Consider the following 20,446-nt stretch of genomic DNA (forward strand, 5'->3'; position numbering starts at 1 on the left):
GAACATCCTCGGTTACTGAGTTGCCGGAGTCGGCTTGCCATTGCTTTTCGCGGTCGGAAAGGTCTGCGCCGGAAAATCTTTCGCCACCGGCGGGCGTCGCGTCGCCGAACTCGGTGCCGGACCGAAGAATTCGTACTCGGCCGGGTTCAGCCGTCTGGTCTGCAGCCAGTACTGCCAGGTGAAACCGGACCACATCGTGCGATTGTTGCCGTGCTCGTCCAGGTACCAGCTCTGGCAGCCGCCGGTGTTCCACACCGAGCGCGCCAAGCCGTGCTGCAGCTTGGCGTTGAACCGGTCCTGTGCCGCGCGGCGCGGCGCCAACGCGACCGCGCCCTGCGCTTTGAGCTGCCGAATCGCCTGCCGCACATAGTGAATCTGCGCCTCGATCATGAAGATGATCGAATTGTGGCCAAGCCCGGTGTTCGGCCCGAGCAGGAAGAATGCGTTGGGCATGTCGGCGACGGTGACGCCGCGATGCGCCTGCACGCCGTCGCGGGCCCACTGTGCGGCCAGGTCGACGCCGCCGCGGCCGACGATGGCGAGGTTCTGATAGGAGTCGATGACGCGAAAGCCGGTGCCGTAGATGATCACATCGACGGCGTGCTCGACGCCGTCGGCGGTGACGATGCCGTGCGGGGTGATCCGGTCGATGTGGGCGGTGACCAGCTCGGTCTTGGGGTCGGCGAGCGCGGGGTAGTAGGTGTCCGAGCCGAGCAATCGCTTGCAGCCTGCTCGGTAGTCCGGCGTCACCTGCGCCCGCAGCACCGGATCGGCGATCTGCCGCTCGATCTGGCTCCTGCCCATCCGCTCGAGCACCTTCAGCAGGTCCGGCCGCCAGTTCATCGCGAACCCGCCGACTTCGGCGCCCCAGTACAGGGCGTTGCGTAAGACGAAGCGCAGACCGGGAATCCGGCGCAGTGCGCGCTTGAACCGCGGGGAGAACTCCACATCCGCGCGCGGCAGCACCCACGGCGGGGTGCGCTGGAACACCAGCAGCTGTGCTACGTCGCCGACGATCTCCGGCACGAACTGCACTGCGCTTGCGCCTGTTCCGATCACCGCGACCCGTTTGCCGGTCAACTCGACCTGGTGGTCCCATTCGGCCGAGTGGAACGTGGCGCCGGTGAAATCGGCGATGCCGCGGAAGTCGGGGATATTCGGGATGTGCAGCGCCCCAACGGCGGACACGAGAAACTGTGCGATGTATTCCTGCCCGTCGGCGCTGTGCACATGCCAGCGTCGCTCGGCGTCGTCCCAGTACCCGCGATCGATCCGCTGGCCGAAGCGAATACGCGAACGGAGCCGGTACTTGTCGGCGATGTCGCGCACGTAGTCGAGGATCTCCTGCTGCCCGGAGAACAGTCGGCGCCAATCCGTCCGTGTCTCATAGGAATACGAGTACAGGAGGGTCGGCACGTCGCAGGCGCAGCCGGGATAGGTGTTGTCGCGCCAGGTGCCGCCGACCTCGTCCGCCTTCTCCACGATCAGGTAGTCGTCGATGCCGTCGGCGTCGAGGGCAATGCCCATGCCGAGGCCGGAGAAGCCGCTGCCGACGATCAAGACCCGGGTGTGGATAGCGGACGCCATCGTCCCACCAGCTCTCTGCGGTGATCCAACCGGATGTATCCAATACCGCCGGTCCTGTGTACTTTTCCGAGTGTGTCCGACGCCTCAGGCGATGTCAACGGCGGGACCTGGTCATCGGTACCGCTGGTAGCAGGTAGCATCCGGAATTGTGATGCGCAGCGGGCGAAAACTGGACGAGGCACCGCGCAAGCGCGTCGACGCACGGACCGAGCGGTGGCGTGAGCACCGGCTGAAGGTCCGCGCCGAGTTCGTCGACGCGGCGTTCCGTGCGCTGGACACGTTCGGCCCCGAGGTCAGCATGGGCGATATCGCCAAGGAGGCCGGCGCGGCGAAACCCAAGCTCTATCGGCATTTCGAGGACAAGACCGACCTCTACAACGCCATCGTCGACCGGGTGCAGGACATGCTGTGGGAGCAGATCATCTCCAGCTTCGACCTGACCAACGATTCGGCGCGCGAGCTCGTGCGCAGGGGCGCGGCCGAGTACGTGCTCGTGGTGTCGGAGCACCCGAACGTCTTCCGGTTCATGCTGCACAGCCACTTTGCGCAGCGGTCCGACGATTCCGAACGTGCGCTGCAATCCGCACGGCAGTCGGCCAAGCGGGCCGCGGATCTGTTCGCCGACCTCGTCGGCGCCGAGTCGGTGGAGGTGGACGGGGTCGAGCTCGTCATCTACTCGATCTTCGGCGCGGTCGCCTCGGCCACCGACTGGTGGCTCGGCGCGAATCGCGCGCAGCCGCATGCCATGCCGATCGAGAAGTTCGTCGCCTATCTCGCGGAGACCATCTCGGCGCTCACCCAAGCGAACGCCAGGCTCAGCGGCATCACCATCGATGCCGATCTGCCACTGCGCCTTGCCTTCTCCGGCGAGTAACGGCGCAACCCCACCGACCGCCGCGTCGCCAGGTCGACACTGAAACGACGCTGAGGTCGGTGCTCGCATCCACTCGAACGACGCTGTTCTTGCTGTGCCGCTTCGTTGCGGCCAACTGCGTTTGCGACATCTTTATTGTCTCAGGACCCACCGACAAGAAATGGGCCCGCGCAGCGGCGCCGAACGCGCGATCGAATTCAGTTGTCGTGCAACCGCCACAGTGGTGACACCGGGCCGTGCCCCGCGCCGAGGTCGTAGGACGCGGCGAGGCAGCGGTAGGTCCACTCCTTGGCGAACTCCACCGCCGCAGGCACCGAGTACCCGTTCGCCAGCGCGCAGGCGATCGCCGCGGCGAGGGTGTCGCCGCCGCCGTGATCGTTGCCGGTGCTGATGCGCGGCGCGGTGAATTCCAGGAACTCTTCGCCGTCGAACAGCAGGTCGGTGCTGTACTCGGAGGACCGGAGATGTCCGCCCTTCACGATCGCCCATTGCGGGCCGAGCTTGTGCAGTGCCCGTGCGGCCTCGCGCGCGGAGGCGTCGTCGGTGACGTCGATCCCGGTGATCAGCCTGACCTCGTCGAGGTTCGGCGTGACAACGGTGGCCAGCGGGATCAAGGTGTGCCGCACCGCGTCCAGCGCTTCCTCGTGCAGCAGCGGGTCGCCGTGCATGGAGGCCGCCACCGGGTCGACGATCAGCGGGATCTGTCCGTCGCGCCCGATGCCGACCTCGCGGCAGACATCGACGACCGCTTCGATGATGGCGGTGGAGGCCAGCATGCCGGTCTTGGCCGCGCCGACTCCGATATCGGTCGTCACGGAGCGCACCTGGCCGGCCACGATGTGCGGCGGGATCTCGTGGAAGTCGCTGACTCCCGTCGAGTTCTGCACGGTCACCGCCGCGACCGCGACGAGGGCATGCGCCCCGCAGAGCGCGATGGTGCGGGTGTCGGCCTGAATCCCGGCGCCGCCGCCGGAGTCGGTCCCGGCGATGGTGAGCACCCGGACGGGAGTCTGCCCCGCTGGGGTCAATGGCAGGAGTTTCACACCACAGACCCTACGTTCGTCCGGCCGCGCGGCCATGGCCAACCGGCAACCCGGCGCCTCCCTCCTAAATGAAAACCATTATCATTAAAGAATGACGACGCCACTGAGCTCCGACCTGCTTCCCGTCACCGTGCTGTCCGGTTTCCTCGGTGCGGGGAAGACCACGCTGCTCAACCACATCCTCGCCAACCGGGAGGGCCGCAGGGTCGCGGTCATCGTCAACGACATGAGCGAGGTCAATATCGATGCCGCGCTCGTCGCGGGACAGGGGCATCTGGACCGCACCGAGGAAAAACTGGTCGAGCTGACCAACGGCTGCATCTGCTGCACGCTGCGCGAGGACCTGATCGAAGCGGTGGGCAGGCTCGCACGGGAGGGCCGGTTCGATCAGTTGGTGATCGAGTCGACGGGCATTTCCGAGCCGATGCCGGTCGCCGCGACCTTCGACTGGGAATTCGAAGACGGGTTCAAGCTCGGCGATATCGCACGTCTCGACACCATGGTGACGGTGGTCGACGCCTCGACCTTCCTCGCGGAAGTAGCCAAGGGGCAGGCGTTGGCCGAGCGGAATCTGCAAGCGGGCGAAGGCGATGCGCGCACCATCGCCGACTTGCTGGTGGATCAGGTGGAATTCGCCGATGTGCTGCTGGTGAACAAGACCGATCTGGTCGGTGCGGCGGCTGCGGGGGCGGTGGAAGCGACTGTGCGCAGGCTCAATCCGCGGGCGCGGGTGTTGCGCACCACCAACGGAGTCGTCGAATTGGCGGAGGTGCTCGGCACCGGGCGCTACAACCCGGTGGTCGCCGCCGAGGCGGCGGGCTGGGCGGAGGAACTGGCAGGCGGGCATACGCCCGAGACCGAGGAGTACGGCATTCGCAGCCTCACCTACACGGCCGATCGTCCGTTCCATCCGCAGCGCCTGGCCGCGGCGCTCGGCGAACTGCGAGGGTTGTTGCGCAGCAAGGGTTTCTGCTGGATCGCCAGCCGGGCCGAGCTGGCCGCCATCTGGTCGCAGGCCGGGCCGAACCTGGTCTTCGAGCCCGCCGCGTGGTGGTCGTCGCTGGAAGTGCCTGCCGGGCAAGAGCTTGTCTTCATCGGCATCAAGCTCGACCGGGACCGGGTGCGCGGATTGCTCGACGGCGCGCTGCTCACGGATGCGGAATTCGCCGCTGGCCCACTCGCGTGGGCCGAATACGCGGATCCGTTCCCTGCCTGGGGCGTGCTGCACGAGCACGTCTGACGCACCGCCGCAACGACAGCGACCCACGCACCCGAGTTCGGGGCGTGGGTCGCGGGGGTCGGTCCGGCTGGTGCCGTGACACGGCCGGCGCCTAGTTGGAGATGCCGGGGGCCTTGCGGAGGTAGGTCGTGTCGTTCAGCTGTTCGAGCATGAAGTCGGCGATGTCGGCGCGGGAGATCTTCAGCGACAGGCCCTTTTCGTCGCCGGGGAAGCCGCGGCGGAAGGCGCGGGTGCGCGGTCCGTCGGTGAAGGCGCTCGGCCGCACGATGGTCCAGTCCAGGTCGCTGGCCTGGACGTACACCTCCTGCAGTTCGTGGTCGGCGTAGGCCGCCCGCAGCAGCATCCCGAACATCAAGTACTTCCACACGAAGTTCAGGTTGGGCTTGCTGTCGCCGACCCCGAGGGTCGTCTGCACGATCAGCCGCTTCACCCCGGCCCGGTTCATCGCCTCGATCACCGCACGGGTGCCCTCGGCCCGGATCACGCCCTTGCGGCCTGCGCCGAGCGAGACGAGCACCGCGTCCTGTCCTGTCACCGCCCGTTCCACCGAATGCGTGTCCAGCACATCGCCTTCCACGACATGCAGCCGCTCGTGCCGCTGTCCGATGCTTGCCGCACTGCGGGTGAAAGCGGTGACCTCGTGCCCCTCGGCGAGGGCCTGCTCGACGACCAGGCGACCGACCGTGCTCGTGGCTCCGAAGACTGCGATTTTCATGGTGTTTCTCTCCTTGTCGAAAGCTGTTGTGCTGTTGATGAATTAAGTACAACAGCGGAGAGCGAGACGAACCATGGCCGTGCGTCTCGATGACATAAGAGACTGTCTCGGGTGTCCGGAGCATGCGAACGGCCCGCATCCGGTGGCTGGATGCGGGCCGTTTCCTGCGCTTGGCAGCCTCAGTCGAGCTGGGCGAAGAACTCCCGGATATCGCCGACGTAGAGCTTCGGCGCCTGGTGCGCGGCGTAATGCCCGGACGCGTCGTTCGGGCCGCCGGTGGGCAGACCCGGATCGTAGGAGTTCCACCGGACGATGTTCTTGTGGTCGCGGTCGGCGAACCGGCGAATGGTCTGGAAATCACCCTTGAACAGGGCCACCGCGGTGGGTGTCGTGGTCGGGCCCTCGGGTGCTTCGGTGCTGTGCGCCGACTCGTAGTAGTACCGGACCGCGGAGGCTGCGGTGCCGGTCAGCCAGTAGAGGGCGACATTGCCGATGACGAAATCCGGGTCCAGGCTTTCACCGAAAAGCTGTGCGTTCCAACCCAACAGGCCGACCGGGGAGTCGGTGAGCGCATAGGCGAGCGTCTGCGGTTGCTGCGAGCAGAAGATGTTGAAGGCCATCTTGTTGTCCTGGAACCACTGCAGGTGGCCAAGGGCCGCCATGTCCTCGGCGGACAGGTCGACGAACTCGGCCGGGTCGCCGGACGGGAACGAGAACAGTTGCGTCACATGGACACCCACCACCCGGTCGGGGGCAAGGCGGCCGATCTCGGGGGAGGCCATCGAGCCGCCGTCGTTGCCGATCGCACCGAAGCGCTGGTAGCCGAGCCTGGTCATCAGCTCGAGCCAGGCCTTGGCGACGCGATGCATGTCCCAGCCGGTGCTGTGCGTCGGGCCGCCGAAGCCGACGCCGGGCAGGCCGGGGATCACCACGTGGAACGCCGGGTCGTCCGCCGAGGCAGGCGCGGTGAGCGGGCCGATGATGTCGAGGAATTCCAGCACCGAGCCGGGCCAGCCGTGCGTCAGGATCACCGGGGTCGCGTCCTCGCGCTCCGAGCGGACGTGCAGGAAGTAGATCTCCTCGCCGTCGATCTCCGTGGTGAACTGCGGGTAAGCGTTCAACCGCGCCTCGAGCGCCCGCCAATCGAAGCTGTCCAGCCAGTACTCGGCGAGGGCCTGCACGCGCCCCTTCGGCACGCCGTAGGAGTCGCCGACGCCGGGCAGCTCGTCCGGCCACAGGGCACGGCGCAGCCGGTCGGCCAGATCATCGAGCTGCTGCTGGGGGACGTCGATGCGGAAGGGGCGGATGGCGGTCATGTCGATCTCCTCTTGAAACGGAATGTCTCGTTCTGTTTGAAACTCTATCAGAACGGATCATTCCGTTTCAATAGGAGTCTGAAACTTTCTGTTTTCGCAGCTTAGGGCGGTGGGAACGCATGAAGGCCGCGCTTCCTCCCCGGAGTTGGGAAGGATGCGCGGCCTCCAGGGCTGCCCGCCGACTACCGGTACTGTCCGAAGAACTCGGTGATCTCGTCCGCCATCAACTCGGGCGCGACGTGGTGCAGGTAGTGGGTGTACACCTCGTGGGTCCGCCACGACACGATGTTGCTGTGATCCCGGTCCGCGAACCGGCGGATGCCGTGGAAGTCGCCGACCGACCCGGACAATGCGAGCGGGACCGTGGTCGGCCCGGTCGGCTGCTCGGCCCGGCTCTTCTCGAAGTAGTGCCGAATCGCGGAGCCCGCCGTGCCGGTGAGCCAGTGGATCGCGATGTTGGTCAGGACGAAGTCGTCGTCCAGGTCGGGTCCGAGCAGCTGGCCGTTCCAGCCGACCAGGCCCGCTGGCGAATCCATGATGGCGTGGGCCAGGGTCTGCGGCTGCTGGGACTGCAGGATGTTGAAGCCCATCTTGTTCTTGACGAACCAATCGAGCGTCGCCAGTGACTGCGCCTCCTCGTCGGTGAGGTCGGCCAGCTCGGCCGGGTCGCCGGTGGGGAATGCGTACACCTGCGAAACCTGCACGGCCACCACGTGTTCCGGATCCACCCTGCCGAGTTCGGGAGAGATCTGCGCACCGCCGTCGTTGCCGACGGCGCCGTACTTCTCGTAGCCGAGCCTGCTCATCAGTTCCGCCCATGCCTTGGCGATCCTGGTGTCGTTCCAGCCGGCATCCGTGGTCGTGCCGGAGAATCCGTACCCCGGCACCGAGGGGATCACCAGGTCGTAGCCCGCCGCCGTGAGTGGTGCGATCACGCCGAGGAACTCGACGAAGGTGCCGGGCCAGCCGTGCGTGAGGATCAGCGGAAAGGCATTGTCCCGGTCGGACTTCACGTGCAGGAAGTGGATGTTTTGCCCATCGATCTCAGTTGTGAACTGCGGGTACGCGTTGAGCTTCGCCTCGACCTCGCGCCAGTCGAAGCCGTCGCGCCAGTAGTTCACCAGGTGCCGCACCCGGTCCACGCTCACGCCGTAGGTGTCGCCCGAGCCCGGGATCTGATCCGCCCACCTGGTGCGCGCCAGTCGATCCTGCAGGTCGTCGAGGTCGGCCTGGTCGACGTTGATGCGGAAGGGGGTGATGGTGGTCATCGGGTTGCTCCTTTTTGAAACGGAATGCTTCGTTCTGTTTGAAACCGTAGCAGAACGGATCATTCCGTTTCAAGTGCTATCCTCGATTCATGGCGAAGACATCCGATATCCCAGCTCAGAAGGCCCTGCCCGGTCGCAAGGCGCAGGCGGCGCGTAACGATGGCCTCATCCTGGACGCCGCCCGCGCCGTCTTCCTGGCCGATGCCAACGCGCCGATCGCCGCCGTCGCGGAACGCGCGGGCGTCGGGATCAGTGCGCTCTACCGCCGCTATCCGAGCAAGGAGGATCTGCTTCGCACGCTGTGCCAGGACGGTCTCCGCAGGTACAACCTGGAAGCCGATGCGGCGCTGGAAGATTCGGATGGGTGGCAGGCGCTGGTCGACTTCCTTTCCCGAATCGTCGACGCCGACGTGCACTCGCTGACGGTTCATCTGGCAGGCACGTTCACACCGGACGAGTCCTTCCTGCCCGATGTCCTGCATTCGGCCGAGGTGACCGAGGAGATCGTCCGCCGCGCACACGCCACCGGACGGTTGCGGCCCGAGGTGAATGCGCAGGATCTCGCCCTGATCCTGGAGTCGTGCGCGGCGATCACATTGCCGAATCCCACGCGCAGCACGGAATTACGCCGTCGCGTGCTCGCCATGCTTGTTGCCGGTCTTGCCGCACACGGTGACCTGCCGGGTCCGCCGCCCGCGGCGGGTGAGTTCGCGTGGCGCTGGGAGCGGCGCCACTAGGAATCGGGTCAGCGGTTGGCCAGGTACAAGGTTTGGGTGCTGCGGCCGAGTGGACCTTTTTCATCGAAGAGGGCGGACTCGGCCAGGCCGATGCCGTGCGGCTGGGGATAGGTGACCGCGTCCAGGCACACCCATTCGCCAACGGGTTGGCGGTGCAGGGTCACCGTGAGATCGGTGTTGATGAAAAGGTAGCTGCTCCAATCGAGCACCGCGCTGACGCCGTTGCCGGAGTCGGCCGCCGCGAGCGTGCGTTCCAGCGGGCTCGGGTCGGTGCCTGCGACGATCGGGTATTTCAGGCGGATCCAGCAGATCGCCGGGCCCGGATCGACGAAAGATCCAGTGATGAAACGGTATTCGATGCCGGTGTGGAACCCGACCGGCTGGGTCGACGGGAACGGCGTCGAGCCGTGCGCGTGCTCGATGCCGGGGCGGGTGCCGGTCGGCAGAATCTGTTCGGTGAGTGCGAGTTCCGGATCGGCGCGCTTGAAACGCCAAGCGTTGGCCTGCATCACGGGGCCGCGATCCGTGGACAGCGTCGCCTGGATCAGTTCGACGCTGCGACCGGAACGGGCGACGCGGGTCTGTACGGTCAGCGGCGCCAGCGGGACCGGGCCCAAGATTTCCACCGCGACCCGGCCGACCTGGAAACCCTCGCGTGGTTCGCAGCGCTCGATCGCGTAACCGAGCAGCGCGGAGGGCGGGCCTGCGTGCTGTGCGTCGGGCGACCACGGACCCCTGGTGAGTTCGGTCGAGAGAAACCGTTGCGGGTCTGCCGGATCCGGCAGGTAGAAGGCGGTCGGTCCACTGTCCTCGGTCTTCGGGCCGGATTCGGGCGCCGTCGACGGCGCGCCTGCGGCTGACGGTGGTGTGCCCGGTGCGTTACCCATGTCCTCACGAAATCAGATGACGGGTGCGGGCGTGGCGGGGGGTCTGTGGTGCTCAGGCTCGGCCGAACGCGAGCGCCACATTGTGGCCGCCGAAGCCGAACGAATTGTTCAGCGCGTAGTCGATGCGCTGTCGGCGCGGTGCGCCGGTGACGATGTCGAGGTCGATCTCCGGATCGCGGTTGTCGAGATTCAGGGTGGGCGGCACGATTTGGTCGCGCAGCGTCAGCATCGTCACGAGCGACTCCAGCGCGCCGACCGCGCCGATCGAATGTCCCAGTGCGGATTTCGGCGCATAGACCGAGGCGTCCGGGGCGAGGGCCGCGATCGCGTTGGCCTCGGAGGCATCGCCGATCGAGGTGGACGTCGCGTGCGCGTTGATGTGCTGGATATCCGAAACCTGAAGGCCCGCAGTCTGGATCGCCTTACGCATGGCCCGGGCCGCGCCGATGCCCTCGGGTTCGGAGGCGACGATGTGATAGGCGTCGGAGGTGATGCCCGCGCCGAGCACCCTGCCGTGGATCGTCGCGCCGCGGGCCTTGGCGTGCCGCTCGGATTCGAGGACCATGAGCGCGCCCGCTTCGCCGAACACGAAGCCGTCCCTGTCGCGATCGAACGGCCGCGAGGCCCGCTCCGGTTCGTCGTTGCGGGTGCTCATCGCGCGCATCATGGCGAAGCTCGCGATGGGCACCGCGTGGATGTGGCCCTCGACGCCGCCGGTCACCACGACGTCGGCCTCGCCGGTCCGGATCAGCCGCCAGGCGTGCGCGATCGCCTCCGAGCCCGACGAGCACGCCGACACCGGCGCGAAAACACCGGCCTTGGCGCCGATTTCGAGGCCGACGGTGGCGGCGGGGCCGTTCGGCATCACCATCGGCACCGACAGCGGTGACACCTTGCGGTACCCCTGGGCTCGCATCGCGTCGACCGCGTCGATCAGCGCGTCGCCGCCGCCGAGTCCGGTGCCGATGGCGACGGCGAGCCGCTCGCCGTCCAGTTCGGGGGTGCCCGCATGGCGCCATACCGCACGGCCGAGCACCAGCGCGACCTGTTCGACGTAGGACAGCCTGCGCTGCTGGATCCGGGTCAGCTGCGCGCCGGGATGCGACTTCAGCTTGCCGCCGATGCGCACCGGGAGCCGGTACTCGGTGACGAAATCGTCTGTCAGTTCGCCGATTCCGCTGCGTCCGCGCAGCAGCTCGGACCAGGTCTCGTCCATGTCGTCGGCCAGCGAGGTGGTGGCCGCGTAGCCGGTGACGACGACGGAGTCCGGAATTTCTGAAGCGATTGTTACAGTCACGATGTCATGAATACCTGTAGCGGTCGCTACAGTCAACTCATGGCTCGCCCCCTCGATCACGCCAAACGCGCCGACCTGCTCGCCGCCGTCGTGCGCTATATCGCCGACCACGGCCTGGCGGAGCTGTCGCTGCGCCCGCTCGCCGCCGAGCTCGGCACCAGCTCACGGATGCTGATCCACTACTTCACGACCAAGGAAGAACTGCTGGTCCAGGCGTTGGCGACGCAGCGGCCCGAGCTGGCTGCGGTGTTTGCCGACATCGCGGACGCCGCGGCGTTGCGGGCCCGCCTGTGGGATTTCTGGCGGTCCAACACCGCAGGCGAGGGGCAGATCAGCGTCCGGGTGATGCTGCAGGTGCTCGGCGCGGCCTGCGCCGAGCACAGCCCGTACGCCGACTATGCCACCGGGGCGATCGGCACCTTCGTCGCCGCCCTCGCCGACGGCCTCCGTGCGGCAGGCATCGACGACCCGGAAGTCGTTGCCACGCTCTTGGTTTCCGGCCTGCGTGGCATTCTTCAAGATCGTCTGGTGACCGGTGAGGTCGATCGCACCGATCGTGCCGCTCGCCGCCTGATCGAGCAGAACGTGGTCTGAGTCCGGCTCGGCACCGGCCGGTGCCCGGCCGCGGTTACTTGTTGTTTGCCAGCGGGCGGTGAATGCTGAGTCGGGAGGGTTCGGCGAGCGAGGAGAGGGTATGGCTGCGAGGTTGCCGGGATGAGTGACGACACCGAAGTGGTGCCGACGATCGGGAGTGTGCGGTGGGTGATGCTCGCCGTGCTGTGCGCCAGCCTGCTGTTGGTGGCGATGGATGCCACGATCCTGAACGTCGCGCTGCCGTCGCTGATCGCCGATCTTCAGGTCGGGCAGCTGGAACAGCTGTGGATCATCGATGTTTACGGGCTGGTGCTCGGCGGTTTGCTGATCACCACGGGGGCGGTCGGTGATCGCATCGGCCGAAAGCTGTTGTTCCTCGCGGGTTTTGTGCTCTTCGGCGTGGCCTCGGTGGTAGCGGCTACGGCGCAGAGCTCATGGCAGCTGATCGTGGGCCGGGTGCTGCTCGCCATCGGCGGCGCCATGGTGATGCCGTCCACGCTGTCGCTGATCAGGAACATCTTCACCGACGCGCGCGAGCGCACCCTCGCCATCGGCATCTGGGCTGCCGTGGCGGGGGCCGGCGCGACGATCGGGCCGATCGTCGGCGGCGTGCTCGTCGAGCAGTTCGGCTGGGCGTCGGCGTTCTGGTTGAACGTTCCGATCGTTGTGCTCACCGTCGCGGTCGGCGCCTGGCTGTTGCCGGAATATCGTGCACCGCAATCCGGTTCGCTCGACTGGCTGGCCGCTGTGCTGTCCATCGCCGGAATCGTCAGCGTGGCATGGGGAATCAAGCACGTCGCCAAAGGTTCCGCCGCACCGATCGACTGGACCGTGCTTGCGCTCGGCGTGCTGCTGCTGGCGTGGTTCGCCCGCCGCCAACTCGTCGCCGACGACCCGCTTCTCGACGTGCGACTGTTCCGCAACGGCGCCTTCACCGCCGCCGCCCTCGCCACCCTGCTCGCGATGCTCGCCATCGGCGCCGCGCTGTTCCTGATCTCGCTGTGGTTGCAGTACGTCCACGGCTATTCGCCCTCCGAGGCCGGCTTGCGCACGCTCCCTTCGGCATTGACACTGCTGGTCGCCTCGCTCGCCACACCGGCATTGATGCAGCGCCTAGGTGTCCGCGCCGTGCTCGCCATCGGCCTCGGCGCACTCGCGCTCGGGTTCCTCGTGCTGGCACTGAGCCCGGAGCCGACCACCTACCCGGTCATCGCGCTGGTCCTCGCGTCCTTCGGCATCGGCGACGGCCTCGCGATCACCGCGGCCGCCGCAGTCCTCGTCTCCGCCGTCCCGCCGGAACGCGCAGGACAAGCGGGTGCCGTCTCGGAGACCAACTACGAACTAGGCATCGGCCTCGGTGTTGCCCTGCTCGGCAGTATCCACGCCCGCATCTTCACCGAGAACATGGATCGACTCCCACTGCATGGCGAAAACCTCGACGACGCAAGGGAATCCATCGGCGGCGCCGTCGATGTGGCAGGCCGCCTGGACAACGCCACCCGAGATCAAGTCCTCGAGGCCGCCCGCCACGCCTTCGACGTCGCCCTCACCACCACCTCCTACGTCTCAGCCGCCCTCGTCGCGACCGTCGCCGTCATCGCAGTGCTTTTGGTGCCCAAAGGGTTCCGCATCACCGGCTCTCACTGAACGATTTCCACGAGTGGCACACCATGGAGAGCTCTTCTCGCGATTCGCCACAGCCATGTGCCACTCGTGGGCTGTCAACCGCCCGGGGTGCGAGGGCGCGTCGGTCAGTCAGTGGGCCGGTTGCAGATCCGGAGCGCGATTGTCGCGCCTGCACTTCCAGTGCCAGGGGCAACGCGGTTCACGTCGGCGACGGCGTTGCGCTCCGCTTCCTCGGGCGTTGCGCCCTTGCCGAAGCCCATGATGCGGACTTTGACCCAAATGAGATTGCTCTCCGCGACCGCGGCACATCCTTCTGTGAACGTCACCGGGGTGACGCAATCGCCGGCCGCGTAGTTGCCGGAGCCCGCGCTGTGGATCGCACCCGTGCAATTCGCCTTCGCTGTTTGAACAGCGGCATCCTCGCTCGGGAAATTGGTTGCGTAGCCGAGCCTTCCGGACGCCGGCGAAAACGAAATAGCACCCCAATTGACCGGGAAGGCAGACGCTGGCGCGGCGCTACAGACGGCAGCCGCACACACGGCGAACGTGGCAGCAACGGCAAGCTTGATGTTCATTGTCTCGGGTACTCCCTCTCCGAGCCGGGCCCGCTGAAACGCAAAGCCCCGTGCTGGCGGTTGAACCTACAACAGTGCACATACGGAGACAACCCCGAAAATCCTACGCCCCCAACACATCCGGCAAGTCGGCAAACCGGGCAACCACGCGAGCTCCTGGTCGACCCGCTCCAGCGGCGTCCGCCGAAATACCGAACACGGAACGTACATCGGGGCAAGGTTATCCGGTGATCAACAGCTGGTCGCGTAGCCGATCGAGGACCTTCTGGTCGATTCCGACATTCCGGGTGAGGTACCGCGAGGTGGATTCGTGGGTTGCCGTGAGGTCTTCGAGGACGAGTCGCATGACGGCGGCGGGGGCGCGGCCGTAGCCGGGCCAGGTGAGTTCGCGGTTCGGGTTCGCGGCCTTCCACTCGGCGATGAGCTGTGCTGTCGCGAGTTCGGTGAGGGCGAAGTCGGTCAGGATCTGGTCTTCGGAGATGTCGAGGGCGGACAGCACCATGGCTGCGATGAAGCCGGTGCGGTCTTTGCCTGCGGCGCAATGGAATACCGTCGGTCCATCGCTGTCGGCGACAGTTTCGAACACCTGGCGGATCTCTTCGACACCGTCGGAGGCGACCTCGGCGAATCTGTCGGCGAGGTAGCGCCACGGGTCGACGGCGGGGTCGATCGCCGCCTGGTCGTAGGGGCGGTGTTCGATGCTGAAGTTGGCGTAGGTGAACCGCTCCGGCTCCGGCACCGCACCTCTGGACGCGATCTCTGACGGATAGCGCAGGTCGATGACTGTTCGGATACCCAGCTCCAGGAAGCGGTCCCAATCGGAGCCGCGTAGCTTGCCTAGCGAGTCGGATCGGTACAGTCGGCCCCATGCGATCGTTCGGCCGTCGGCGGCGGTGTAGCCGCCGAGGTCGCGAAAGTTGTGTAGTCGTTCGAACTCGATGTGCCGCTGCATATCCCGCCCTTCGCTGCCGTCGATCTTAGAGGTCGGGTTGACGGCCAGACTTTCGGCCTGGCCGCACCCGACAGTCACCGGGAGCCGAAGTGCGAGTGGGGTCGGTCAGCCCGGTGGTGAGTGGGTCGTTACTTGGGGAGGACGTTCTTCTTGAACTGGCCTTGGACGTTGCCAGGGGGTGAGTATTCGGCCACGTAGAACGGGCCGTCGGGGCATTGGGCGACGGCGACGCCGATCTGGGTGGTTGCCTTCCATACGACCTGTGTGAAATGGCCGGTCTCGGGGGAGAATTCGCCGGCGTCGTAGTCGTATTTGGGTTCCTCGTCGTCGACCCACCCCTTCATCACCTCGTCCCAGGAGCGGTAGCCCCAGGCGATGTTCTCTCCGTACTTGCGGTCCGGCGAATGTTCGAACTCGCACCGGTTCGCCCATTTCTGGGCGAAGTCGGCGGCCTCGGCGCTCCATGTCAGCGCCGGAGCGTGGTGTTGGGCTCGTTTGGTGTTGTGTAACTCCAGTACGTGATCAATGTCCGCTTGTGACAAGCTATCTGCTTGGGCCGGACCAGCATTGGGCACCGTACCGACGACACCGGCTAGCAAGAGGCCGGCGGCTGCGACGTAAGACATCTTCATCGAGGCTCCTTCGAGATCCGCACCCCCGATCGGCAGTGGGGGCTACCCAGATGCTGCCATTCGGAATGGATTTGGCACGGAGGATTCATACGATCGTCATATTTCGCCCCAGTTCCCCACTGCCGCTTGCGTTTCGGAGATCGGAGCGGACTGAAGCCCCCGAATCGGGGGGCTCGGCACGATGGCCGGTTTGGGCTACCATTGAACTCATGCCACACCGTTAGGTTCCTCCCCGCCGCCTCTACCTGGTGACCCGCGCCGATCTGGCGCCAGGGATACAGGTTGCCCAGGCGGCACATGCCGCGCTCGACTTCGCCATCGCGCATCCCGACTTGGTCGTCGACTGGCACACCACCTCGAACGTGTTGGTGGTGCTCGCCGCACCTGACGAGCTGTCTCTCGGTTGGCTGTGCACGGATGGTGCTGCGGCCGGTCACCGGCTGGTCAGAGTCAACGAGCCCGATCTCGACGGTGCGCTGACCGCCGCCGCGTTCGAACCAGCCGCCCGTCGGCTGGTCGCCGACCTCCCTCTCGCCTGCACTGAACGAGGGGAGGTGAGAACATGACTGATTCCATCGATACTTAGCTGAGCGATTTGCGCGCCCAGCTCGTCGAGCTCGCCGCCGAGCGGGACGCGCTGCGCGCCCAACTCGTCGGGGACCTGCCAACGGCCACCCGCTGGCTGCAGCGCAAGGTGTGGCGGCAAGCCGCCGCGCTCGACGTGCTGAACCGCCGCGTCGTCACGCAACGGTTCGTGCTGCGGACGCTCGACGAGCTCGGGCGATCCCTGACGGCCGAGGAGTACCGAGCCGCCAGGGCCGCGATCGCGAACGCTGAACTGCGCGACCGGATCGACGATCCGGACGCAGCCTGATCGGTCATCATGGGGTGGCCGGCAGCGTGCCGGTCACCCCCGATCGGCCCCAGAAGCTCGACGGCCGAGCAGCCGCCTCTAAAGCGGCCTGGAGCGGGTTCGACTCCCGCCTGGGGCACCGAACCGGATTCAGTCGACGAGGTAGCGCAGCATCAGCGCGGTGTCGAACTGCCGCGTCTCGGCCAATCGGAGCCGGATGCGCTTGTCCAGCAACGGAAAGAACGGTGTGCCGCCGCCGAGTGCAACGGGCACGATGAACATCTGGTACTCGTCGATGAGCCCATGCGGTATCAGCGAGGCCGCGAGGCTCGCGCCGCCGACCTCCATGACGCCGTCACCGGCTGCCTTGAGCCTGCGGACCTCCTCGACGGCGTTCTCGCTGACCAGCGTGCTGTTCCACTTGACCTCGGTGAGCGTCCTGGAGAAGACGAACTTCGGCTTCGCGGTCCAGAGCTCGCTGAACTCGCGCTGGATCGGCGGCGCATCCTCGGACACGTGCGGCCAGTGCTCGGCCATCAATTCGTACAGGCGGCGGCCGTGCAGCGAGATCTCGATCTGGCGGTAACGGTCGTTGTGGAACTGGTGCAGTTCGTCATCCGGGTCGGTCCAGTCGATGCTGCCGTCGCGGTCGTTGATGTAGCCGTCCATGGACACACCGATGCCGTAGATAAGTTTCCTCATGACCGAGTAGACCTCCTCCGAGCTCGCCACTCATCGGTGGACGTTAGTGACCGATGCCGTGTCGCGGTGGCAGATGTGCCTTTTCGTCACGAACCCGCTGGAACCCGAGCCGATTGCTCTCGAACATATGTTCGATACACTGGAGATGCTGGATTCGGCGAGAGCGAGGGGCCATGCGTGAGTCGTCGGCGGGGTTGCTGAAGTTGCTGGTCAACGAGGTGGCGTTGCGGCATGGGTATGGGTGTGTGGAGTCGGGGGACGAGTTCGTGTTCTCCGGGCGCGGGTCTTTTCGCGTGGTGGTGCCGTGTACGCGGTTGGAGCGTCGAGTGGCGCGGGCGCCGCGGCAACTGTGGGCGACGATCGTCGGGGACCGGCTGGACATGCAGATCGCGGATCTGGTTGCCGATCACTTCGAGCTGTCGCGGCTGGCGTTCGTGCGGCCCCTGCTGCGGACGCGGCTCTGCTCGGCGCGCACCAGCGGGCTGATCAATGATGTGCGCCGGTTGGTGGCGCCGGGGTTGTTGCAGCGGGTGCTTGTCGACTTCGGCGACATCATGACGCCGGTGACCTATGCCCAGGCACAGGCGTGGGGTGCCAAGGAATCCGAGCTGTTCGAGATCGCGGAGGGGAATACGCGCGCCGACGGGGGTCTCGATCTGATGGCCGCCGAGATCGATGGCATGGATGACGTGGACATCCAGATGCTCTATGGGGCTTCGGATTTCGTCACCGCGCACGTGCGCTGGCTGGACGACTATCCGGTAGTCGGGCCCTGGGGCGCGTTGCTGGTCATCCCTGGCCACACCCACCTGCTCATCCACCCGATCACCGGGCCAACCGTGTTCGCCGGAACAAGCCTGCTCGCCCAACTATTGGTCGCGGGTGAAGCCGAGGTGCGGCCGATCAGCCGCGCAATCTACTGGTGGCGCAACCGAATCACGGTGGACATCGCCGCCACCATCCAGGGTGCGGGCGAACTCATGGAGGTCGTCCCCGCCGATCACCTCGAGTCGCTGCTCGACATCATGCGGCGCGGCTGAAAGTGGTTCCCGCGCACCATGAGTGCGCGGGAACCGATTCTCGAAAACTACGAAACCACCGGCAGGTAAACGGCTTTCCCGTGGTCGACGAACTCGGCCGACTTCTCGGCCATCCCCGCCTCGATCGCTTCCACGTCGGTCAACTGGTTGCGCGCGGCGTACTCGCGCACATCCGCCGAGATCCGCATCGAGCAGAACTTCGGCCCGCACATGGAGCAGAAGTGCGCCGTCTTGGCGGGCTCCGCGGGCAGCGTCTCGTCGTGGTACTCGCGGGCGGTATCCGGATCCAGCGAGAGCGCGAACTGATCGCGCCAGCGGAATTCGAAACGCGCCTTGGACAATTCGTTGTCCCGGTCCTGCGCGTGCGGATGTCCCTTGGCCAGATCGGCGGCGTGCGCGGCGATCTTGTAGGTGATCACGCCGACCTTGACGTCATCCCGATTGGGCAGGCCGAGATGTTCCTTCGGCGTGACGTAGCAGAGCATCGCCGTGCCCGCCTGCGCGATGATCGCCGCACCGATGGCCGAGGTGATGTGGTCGTAGGCGGGCGCGATATCGGTGGCGAGCGGGCCGAGGGTGTAGAACGGCGCCTCCTCGCACAGCTCCTCCTCCAGCCGCACGTTCTCCACGATCTTGTGCATCGGCACGTGGCCAGGCCCCTCGATCATCACCTGCACGCCATGGGATTTCGCGATCTTCGTCAGCTCGCCCAGGGTGCGCAGTTCGGCGAACTGTGCCTCGTCGTTGGCGTCGGCGATGGAACCGGGGCGCAGCCCGTCACCGAGGGAGAAGGTCACGTCGTAGCGGGCGAGGATCTCGCACAGCTCGGCGAAGCGGGTGTAGAGGAACGATTCCTGGTGATGCGCCAAACACCAAGCGGCCATGATGGATCCGCCGCGCGAGACGATCCCGGTGACCCGCTTGGCGGTCAGCGGGATGTAGCGGAGCAGCACGCCCGCGTGCACGGTCATGTAGTCCACCCCCTGCTCGCACTGTTCGAGGATGGTCTCGCGGTAGATCTCCCAGGTGAGCTGGGTCGGATCGCCGTTCACCTTCTCCAGCGCCTGGTAGATCGGCACGGTGCCGACCGGGACGGGGGAGTTGCGCAGAATCCACTCGCGGGTCTCGTGGATGTTCTTGCCGGTCGACAGGTCCATGATGGTGTCGGCGCCCCAGCGGGTGGCCCACACCATCTTCTCCACCTCCTCGGCGATGGAGGACGAGACGGCCGAGTTGCCGATGTTCGCGTTGATCTTCACCAGGAACTTCTTGCCGATGATGGTCGGCTCCAGCTCCGGATGCTTGTGGTTGGCGGGGATCACGGCGCGACCTGCGGCGACCTCGTCGCGAACCAGCTCGGGCGAGACGCCTTCGCGAGCGGCGATGAAGCGCATCTCCGGTGTGATGATGCCCTGCCGTGCCCAGGCCAGCTGGGTCGGTGGACCGTCCACCTCGGGCTTGGCCCAGGTGTCGCGCAGTTTCGGCAGCCCACCCTCCAGGTCGATGACCGCGGTGTCATCGGTGTACGGCCCCGAGGTGTCGTAGACGTCGAAATGCTCACCGTTGGTCATGTTGATCCGACGGACCGGAATCCGCAGCCCGTCGACCTCGGTGTAGTGCTTGACACTGCCTTCGATCGGCCCGGTGGTGACCGTATCGACGGTCTCGGACGCAGCGGCTTTTGCCATGGTATTTCCTCCCTACGCCGGCATTACCCGGTCAGGTTCATACGGTCGACGGCCCTAGCCGTCCTCTCAGCCCGCTGGTGCGAGCCCCCGTTGGCGTGTGAAATTTTCCACGCCGACAGTACCCGTTGCCCCAGTGGGTCGCCCGATGACCGGAGGAATGTCCAAGTCCACCCGCGATCAGTGGTCACCGGCTTGTAGCAGGTGACCACTGGATCCGATGCGGAGAAGGGGGACAACTCAGGCGGGGTCCGTCTTTCCGTCGTAGGCGTCGCGCATCGCCTGCAGCACGATCTTCTTCATGCCGAACATCGCCTTCATCGCGCGGTTGACGGCTTCCCGGTCGTCGCCGCTGACCAGCTCGTAGGCTTCGGTCGGCCAGATCTGCCACGGCACGCCGTATTTGTCGTTCAGCCAACCACATTCGATCTCCTTGCCACCGTCGGCGAGCAGTGCCGACCAGAGGCGGTCGACCTCCTCCTGGTCGTCACAGTTGACCAGCAGCGACATGGCGTGGGTGTAGTTGTATTCACCGCCGCCGTTGATGGCGGTGAACTTCTGGCCGTTCAGCTCGAAGTCGACGGTGACCGCCAGGTCGGCAGGGCGGCCGCTGGCCTCGGTGTAGTGCTGGATGTCGGTGATCTTGGAGTCGGCGAACAGCGAACAGTAGAACTCGGCGGCCTCCTTGGCCTCCGTGTCGTACCAGAGGTTGGTGACGATTTTCTGCATGGCGGTCCTCCCTGCCGGGGTGGGTGATGTACCTATGCAGACGATGCGGGAGGCCGGAACTAATCGCAGCGGAACAGACAAGACCGCCCCTCGA

General features: G+C 66.2%; 21 protein-coding genes and 1 riboswitch. Of the genes, 8 read left to right on the plus strand and 13 right to left on the minus strand.

The annotated features are described in order from the left end of the window. Window positions 1-12 precede the first annotated feature (12 nt). Window positions 13-1,587, minus strand: coding sequence for a flavin-containing monooxygenase (locus NA11_RS26835; protein WP_069164781.1), 1,575 nt, complete (start codon window positions 1,585-1,587; stop codon window positions 13-15). A 151-nt stretch (window positions 1,588-1,738) separates the two neighbouring features. Between NA11_RS26835 and NA11_RS26840 the strand changes: the two genes are divergently transcribed. Then, the gene (locus NA11_RS26840; protein WP_069164782.1) at window positions 1,739-2,461 is read left to right on the plus strand and encodes a TetR/AcrR family transcriptional regulator; all 723 of its coding nucleotides are present in this window, start codon (window positions 1,739-1,741) and stop codon (window positions 2,459-2,461) included. 197 nt (window positions 2,462-2,658) lie between these two features. On the opposite strand, the gene thiD is transcribed toward NA11_RS26840, so the two are convergent. Then, window positions 2,659-3,504, minus strand: a complete 846-nt coding sequence (thiD, locus tag NA11_RS26845; protein ID WP_069164783.1) for a bifunctional hydroxymethylpyrimidine kinase/phosphomethylpyrimidine kinase — start codon at window positions 3,502-3,504, stop codon at window positions 2,659-2,661. A 91-nt stretch (window positions 3,505-3,595) separates the two neighbouring features. On the opposite strand from thiD, the gene NA11_RS26850 reads away from it, so the two are divergent. Then, complete coding sequence (locus tag NA11_RS26850) at window positions 3,596-4,744, plus strand: GTP-binding protein (RefSeq protein WP_069164784.1); 1,149 nt, start codon at window positions 3,596-3,598, stop codon at window positions 4,742-4,744. A 91-nt stretch (window positions 4,745-4,835) separates the two neighbouring features. On the opposite strand, the gene NA11_RS26855 is transcribed toward NA11_RS26850, so the two are convergent. The 3 genes from NA11_RS26855 to NA11_RS26865 form a co-directional block, all read right to left on the minus strand. Then, complete coding sequence (locus NA11_RS26855; RefSeq protein WP_069164785.1) at window positions 4,836-5,459, minus strand: NAD(P)-dependent oxidoreductase; 624 nt, start codon at window positions 5,457-5,459, stop codon at window positions 4,836-4,838. Window positions 5,460-5,638: 179 nt separating this feature from the next. Beyond that, window positions 5,639-6,775 (minus strand): epoxide hydrolase family protein, encoded by a 1,137-nt coding sequence (locus tag NA11_RS26860; RefSeq protein ID WP_069164786.1) that lies wholly within the window; start codon window positions 6,773-6,775, stop codon window positions 5,639-5,641. A 182-nt stretch (window positions 6,776-6,957) separates the two neighbouring features. Then, window positions 6,958-8,043, minus strand: a complete 1,086-nt coding sequence (locus NA11_RS26865; RefSeq protein WP_069164787.1) for an epoxide hydrolase family protein — start codon at window positions 8,041-8,043, stop codon at window positions 6,958-6,960. An 89-nt stretch (window positions 8,044-8,132) separates the two neighbouring features. Between NA11_RS26865 and NA11_RS26870 the strand changes: the two genes are divergently transcribed. After that, complete coding sequence (locus NA11_RS26870) at window positions 8,133-8,780, plus strand: TetR/AcrR family transcriptional regulator (protein WP_069164788.1); 648 nt, start codon at window positions 8,133-8,135, stop codon at window positions 8,778-8,780. 8 nt (window positions 8,781-8,788) lie between these two features. Here NA11_RS26870 and NA11_RS26875 read toward each other — a convergent pair whose 3' ends face one another. Both NA11_RS26875 and NA11_RS26880 read right to left on the minus strand, forming a co-directional pair. Further along, window positions 8,789-9,667, minus strand: a complete 879-nt coding sequence (locus tag NA11_RS26875; protein WP_084655096.1) for a thioesterase family protein — start codon at window positions 9,665-9,667, stop codon at window positions 8,789-8,791. Between the two features lie 52 nt (window positions 9,668-9,719). Continuing rightward, complete coding sequence (locus NA11_RS26880; protein WP_069164789.1) at window positions 9,720-10,964, minus strand: KasA/KasB family beta-ketoacyl-ACP synthase; 1,245 nt, start codon at window positions 10,962-10,964, stop codon at window positions 9,720-9,722. A gap of 39 nt (window positions 10,965-11,003) precedes the next feature. On the opposite strand from NA11_RS26880, the gene NA11_RS26885 reads away from it, so the two are divergent. Further along, window positions 11,004-11,558 carry a TetR family transcriptional regulator gene (locus NA11_RS26885; RefSeq protein ID WP_069164790.1) on the plus strand — a complete coding sequence of 185 codons (555 nt, stop codon included), beginning with the start codon at window positions 11,004-11,006 and terminating at the stop codon, window positions 11,556-11,558. A gap of 120 nt (window positions 11,559-11,678) precedes the next feature. Next, on the plus strand, window positions 11,679-13,205 hold the full coding sequence (locus tag NA11_RS26890; RefSeq protein ID WP_069164791.1) for an MFS transporter: 1,527 nt from the start codon (window positions 11,679-11,681) through the stop codon (window positions 13,203-13,205). Window positions 13,206-13,309: 104 nt separating this feature from the next. On the opposite strand, the gene NA11_RS26895 is transcribed toward NA11_RS26890, so the two are convergent. The 3 genes from NA11_RS26895 to NA11_RS26905 all read right to left on the minus strand — a co-directional run bounded on the left by NA11_RS26895 (window position 13,310) and on the right by NA11_RS26905 (window position 15,343). Further along, on the minus strand, window positions 13,310-13,759 hold the full coding sequence (locus NA11_RS26895) for a DUF4189 domain-containing protein (protein ID WP_069164792.1): 450 nt from the start codon (window positions 13,757-13,759) through the stop codon (window positions 13,310-13,312). Between the two features lie 220 nt (window positions 13,760-13,979). Then, window positions 13,980-14,711: a tyrosine-protein phosphatase gene (locus tag NA11_RS26900; protein ID WP_069164793.1), complete on the minus strand. Its 732-nt coding sequence runs from the start codon at window positions 14,709-14,711 to the stop codon at window positions 13,980-13,982. Between the two features lie 128 nt (window positions 14,712-14,839). Further along, window positions 14,840-15,343 (minus strand): CAP family protein, encoded by a 504-nt coding sequence (locus tag NA11_RS26905; protein ID WP_084655097.1) that lies wholly within the window; start codon window positions 15,341-15,343, stop codon window positions 14,840-14,842. Between the two features lie 248 nt (window positions 15,344-15,591). Here NA11_RS26905 and NA11_RS26910 point away from each other — a divergent pair, with 248 nt between their 5' ends. Continuing rightward, the gene (locus NA11_RS26910; protein WP_069164794.1) at window positions 15,592-15,909 is read left to right on the plus strand and encodes a hypothetical protein; all 318 of its coding nucleotides are present in this window, start codon (window positions 15,592-15,594) and stop codon (window positions 15,907-15,909) included. A 29-nt stretch (window positions 15,910-15,938) separates the two neighbouring features. Then, on the plus strand, window positions 15,939-16,217 hold the full coding sequence (locus NA11_RS26915; protein WP_069164795.1) for a hypothetical protein: 279 nt from the start codon (window positions 15,939-15,941) through the stop codon (window positions 16,215-16,217). Between the two features lie 129 nt (window positions 16,218-16,346). Here NA11_RS26915 and NA11_RS26920 read toward each other — a convergent pair whose 3' ends face one another. Beyond that, entirely contained in the window at window positions 16,347-16,898 is a 552-nt protein-coding gene (locus NA11_RS26920; protein ID WP_069164834.1) for a dihydrofolate reductase family protein, read from the minus strand. Window positions 16,899-17,071: 173 nt separating this feature from the next. Here NA11_RS26920 and NA11_RS26925 point away from each other — a divergent pair, with 173 nt between their 5' ends. Continuing rightward, a complete protein-coding gene (locus NA11_RS26925) occupies window positions 17,072-17,938 on the plus strand; it encodes a hypothetical protein (protein WP_069164796.1) in 867 nt (288 codons plus the stop codon). Between the two features lie 47 nt (window positions 17,939-17,985). Here the strand turns inward: NA11_RS26925 and thiC are convergent, their stop codons facing one another. Further along, window positions 17,986-19,626 carry a phosphomethylpyrimidine synthase ThiC gene (gene thiC, locus NA11_RS26930; RefSeq protein WP_069164797.1) on the minus strand — a complete coding sequence of 547 codons (1,641 nt, stop codon included), beginning with the start codon at window positions 19,624-19,626 and terminating at the stop codon, window positions 17,986-17,988. After that, window positions 19,619-19,727, minus strand: a riboswitch (TPP riboswitch). Its footprint overlaps the gene before it by 8 nt. Before the next feature lie 136 nt (window positions 19,728-19,863). Next, window positions 19,864-20,352, minus strand: a complete 489-nt coding sequence (locus tag NA11_RS26935; protein WP_069164798.1) for a VOC family protein — start codon at window positions 20,350-20,352, stop codon at window positions 19,864-19,866. Window positions 20,353-20,446: the final 94 nt, after the last annotated feature.

Source organism: Nocardia altamirensis NBRC 108246 (genome assembly GCF_001612685.1).
GTDB lineage: Bacteria > Actinomycetota > Actinomycetes > Mycobacteriales > Mycobacteriaceae > Nocardia > Nocardia altamirensis.

What these genes read in the sequence shown, in the direction of transcription:
- NA11_RS26890 (WP_069164791.1), top strand. Translation starts at nt 11,679, where the DNA reads ATGAGTGACGACACCGAAGTGGTGCCGACGATCGGGAGTGTGCGGTGG.
- NA11_RS26850 (WP_069164784.1), top strand. Translation starts at nt 3,596, where the DNA reads ATGACGACGCCACTGAGCTCCGACCTGCTTCCCGTCACCGTGCTGTCC.
- thiC (WP_069164797.1), bottom strand. Translation starts at nt 19,626, where the DNA reads ATGGCAAAAGCCGCTGCGTCCGAGACCGTCGATACGGTCACCACCGGG.
- NA11_RS26885 (WP_069164790.1), top strand. Translation starts at nt 11,004, where the DNA reads ATGGCTCGCCCCCTCGATCACGCCAAACGCGCCGACCTGCTCGCCGCC.
- NA11_RS26895 (WP_069164792.1), bottom strand. Translation starts at nt 13,759, where the DNA reads ATGAACATCAAGCTTGCCGTTGCTGCCACGTTCGCCGTGTGTGCGGCT.
- NA11_RS26905 (WP_084655097.1), bottom strand. Translation starts at nt 15,343, where the DNA reads ATGAAGATGTCTTACGTCGCAGCCGCCGGCCTCTTGCTAGCCGGTGTC.
- NA11_RS26925 (WP_069164796.1), top strand. Translation starts at nt 17,072, where the DNA reads ATGCGTGAGTCGTCGGCGGGGTTGCTGAAGTTGCTGGTCAACGAGGTG.
- NA11_RS26865 (WP_069164787.1), bottom strand. Translation starts at nt 8,043, where the DNA reads ATGACCACCATCACCCCCTTCCGCATCAACGTCGACCAGGCCGACCTC.
- NA11_RS26875 (WP_084655096.1), bottom strand. Translation starts at nt 9,667, where the DNA reads ATGGGTAACGCACCGGGCACACCACCGTCAGCCGCAGGCGCGCCGTCG.
- NA11_RS26935 (WP_069164798.1), bottom strand. Translation starts at nt 20,352, where the DNA reads ATGCAGAAAATCGTCACCAACCTCTGGTACGACACGGAGGCCAAGGAG.
- NA11_RS26860 (WP_069164786.1), bottom strand. Translation starts at nt 6,775, where the DNA reads ATGACCGCCATCCGCCCCTTCCGCATCGACGTCCCCCAGCAGCAGCTC.
- NA11_RS26840 (WP_069164782.1), top strand. Translation starts at nt 1,739, where the DNA reads ATGCGCAGCGGGCGAAAACTGGACGAGGCACCGCGCAAGCGCGTCGAC.
- NA11_RS26870 (WP_069164788.1), top strand. Translation starts at nt 8,133, where the DNA reads ATGGCGAAGACATCCGATATCCCAGCTCAGAAGGCCCTGCCCGGTCGC.
- NA11_RS26920 (WP_069164834.1), bottom strand. Translation starts at nt 16,898, where the DNA reads ATGAGGAAACTTATCTACGGCATCGGTGTGTCCATGGACGGCTACATC.
- NA11_RS26855 (WP_069164785.1), bottom strand. Translation starts at nt 5,459, where the DNA reads ATGAAAATCGCAGTCTTCGGAGCCACGAGCACGGTCGGTCGCCTGGTC.
- NA11_RS26900 (WP_069164793.1), bottom strand. Translation starts at nt 14,711, where the DNA reads ATGCAGCGGCACATCGAGTTCGAACGACTACACAACTTTCGCGACCTC.
- NA11_RS26835 (WP_069164781.1), bottom strand. Translation starts at nt 1,587, where the DNA reads ATGGCGTCCGCTATCCACACCCGGGTCTTGATCGTCGGCAGCGGCTTC.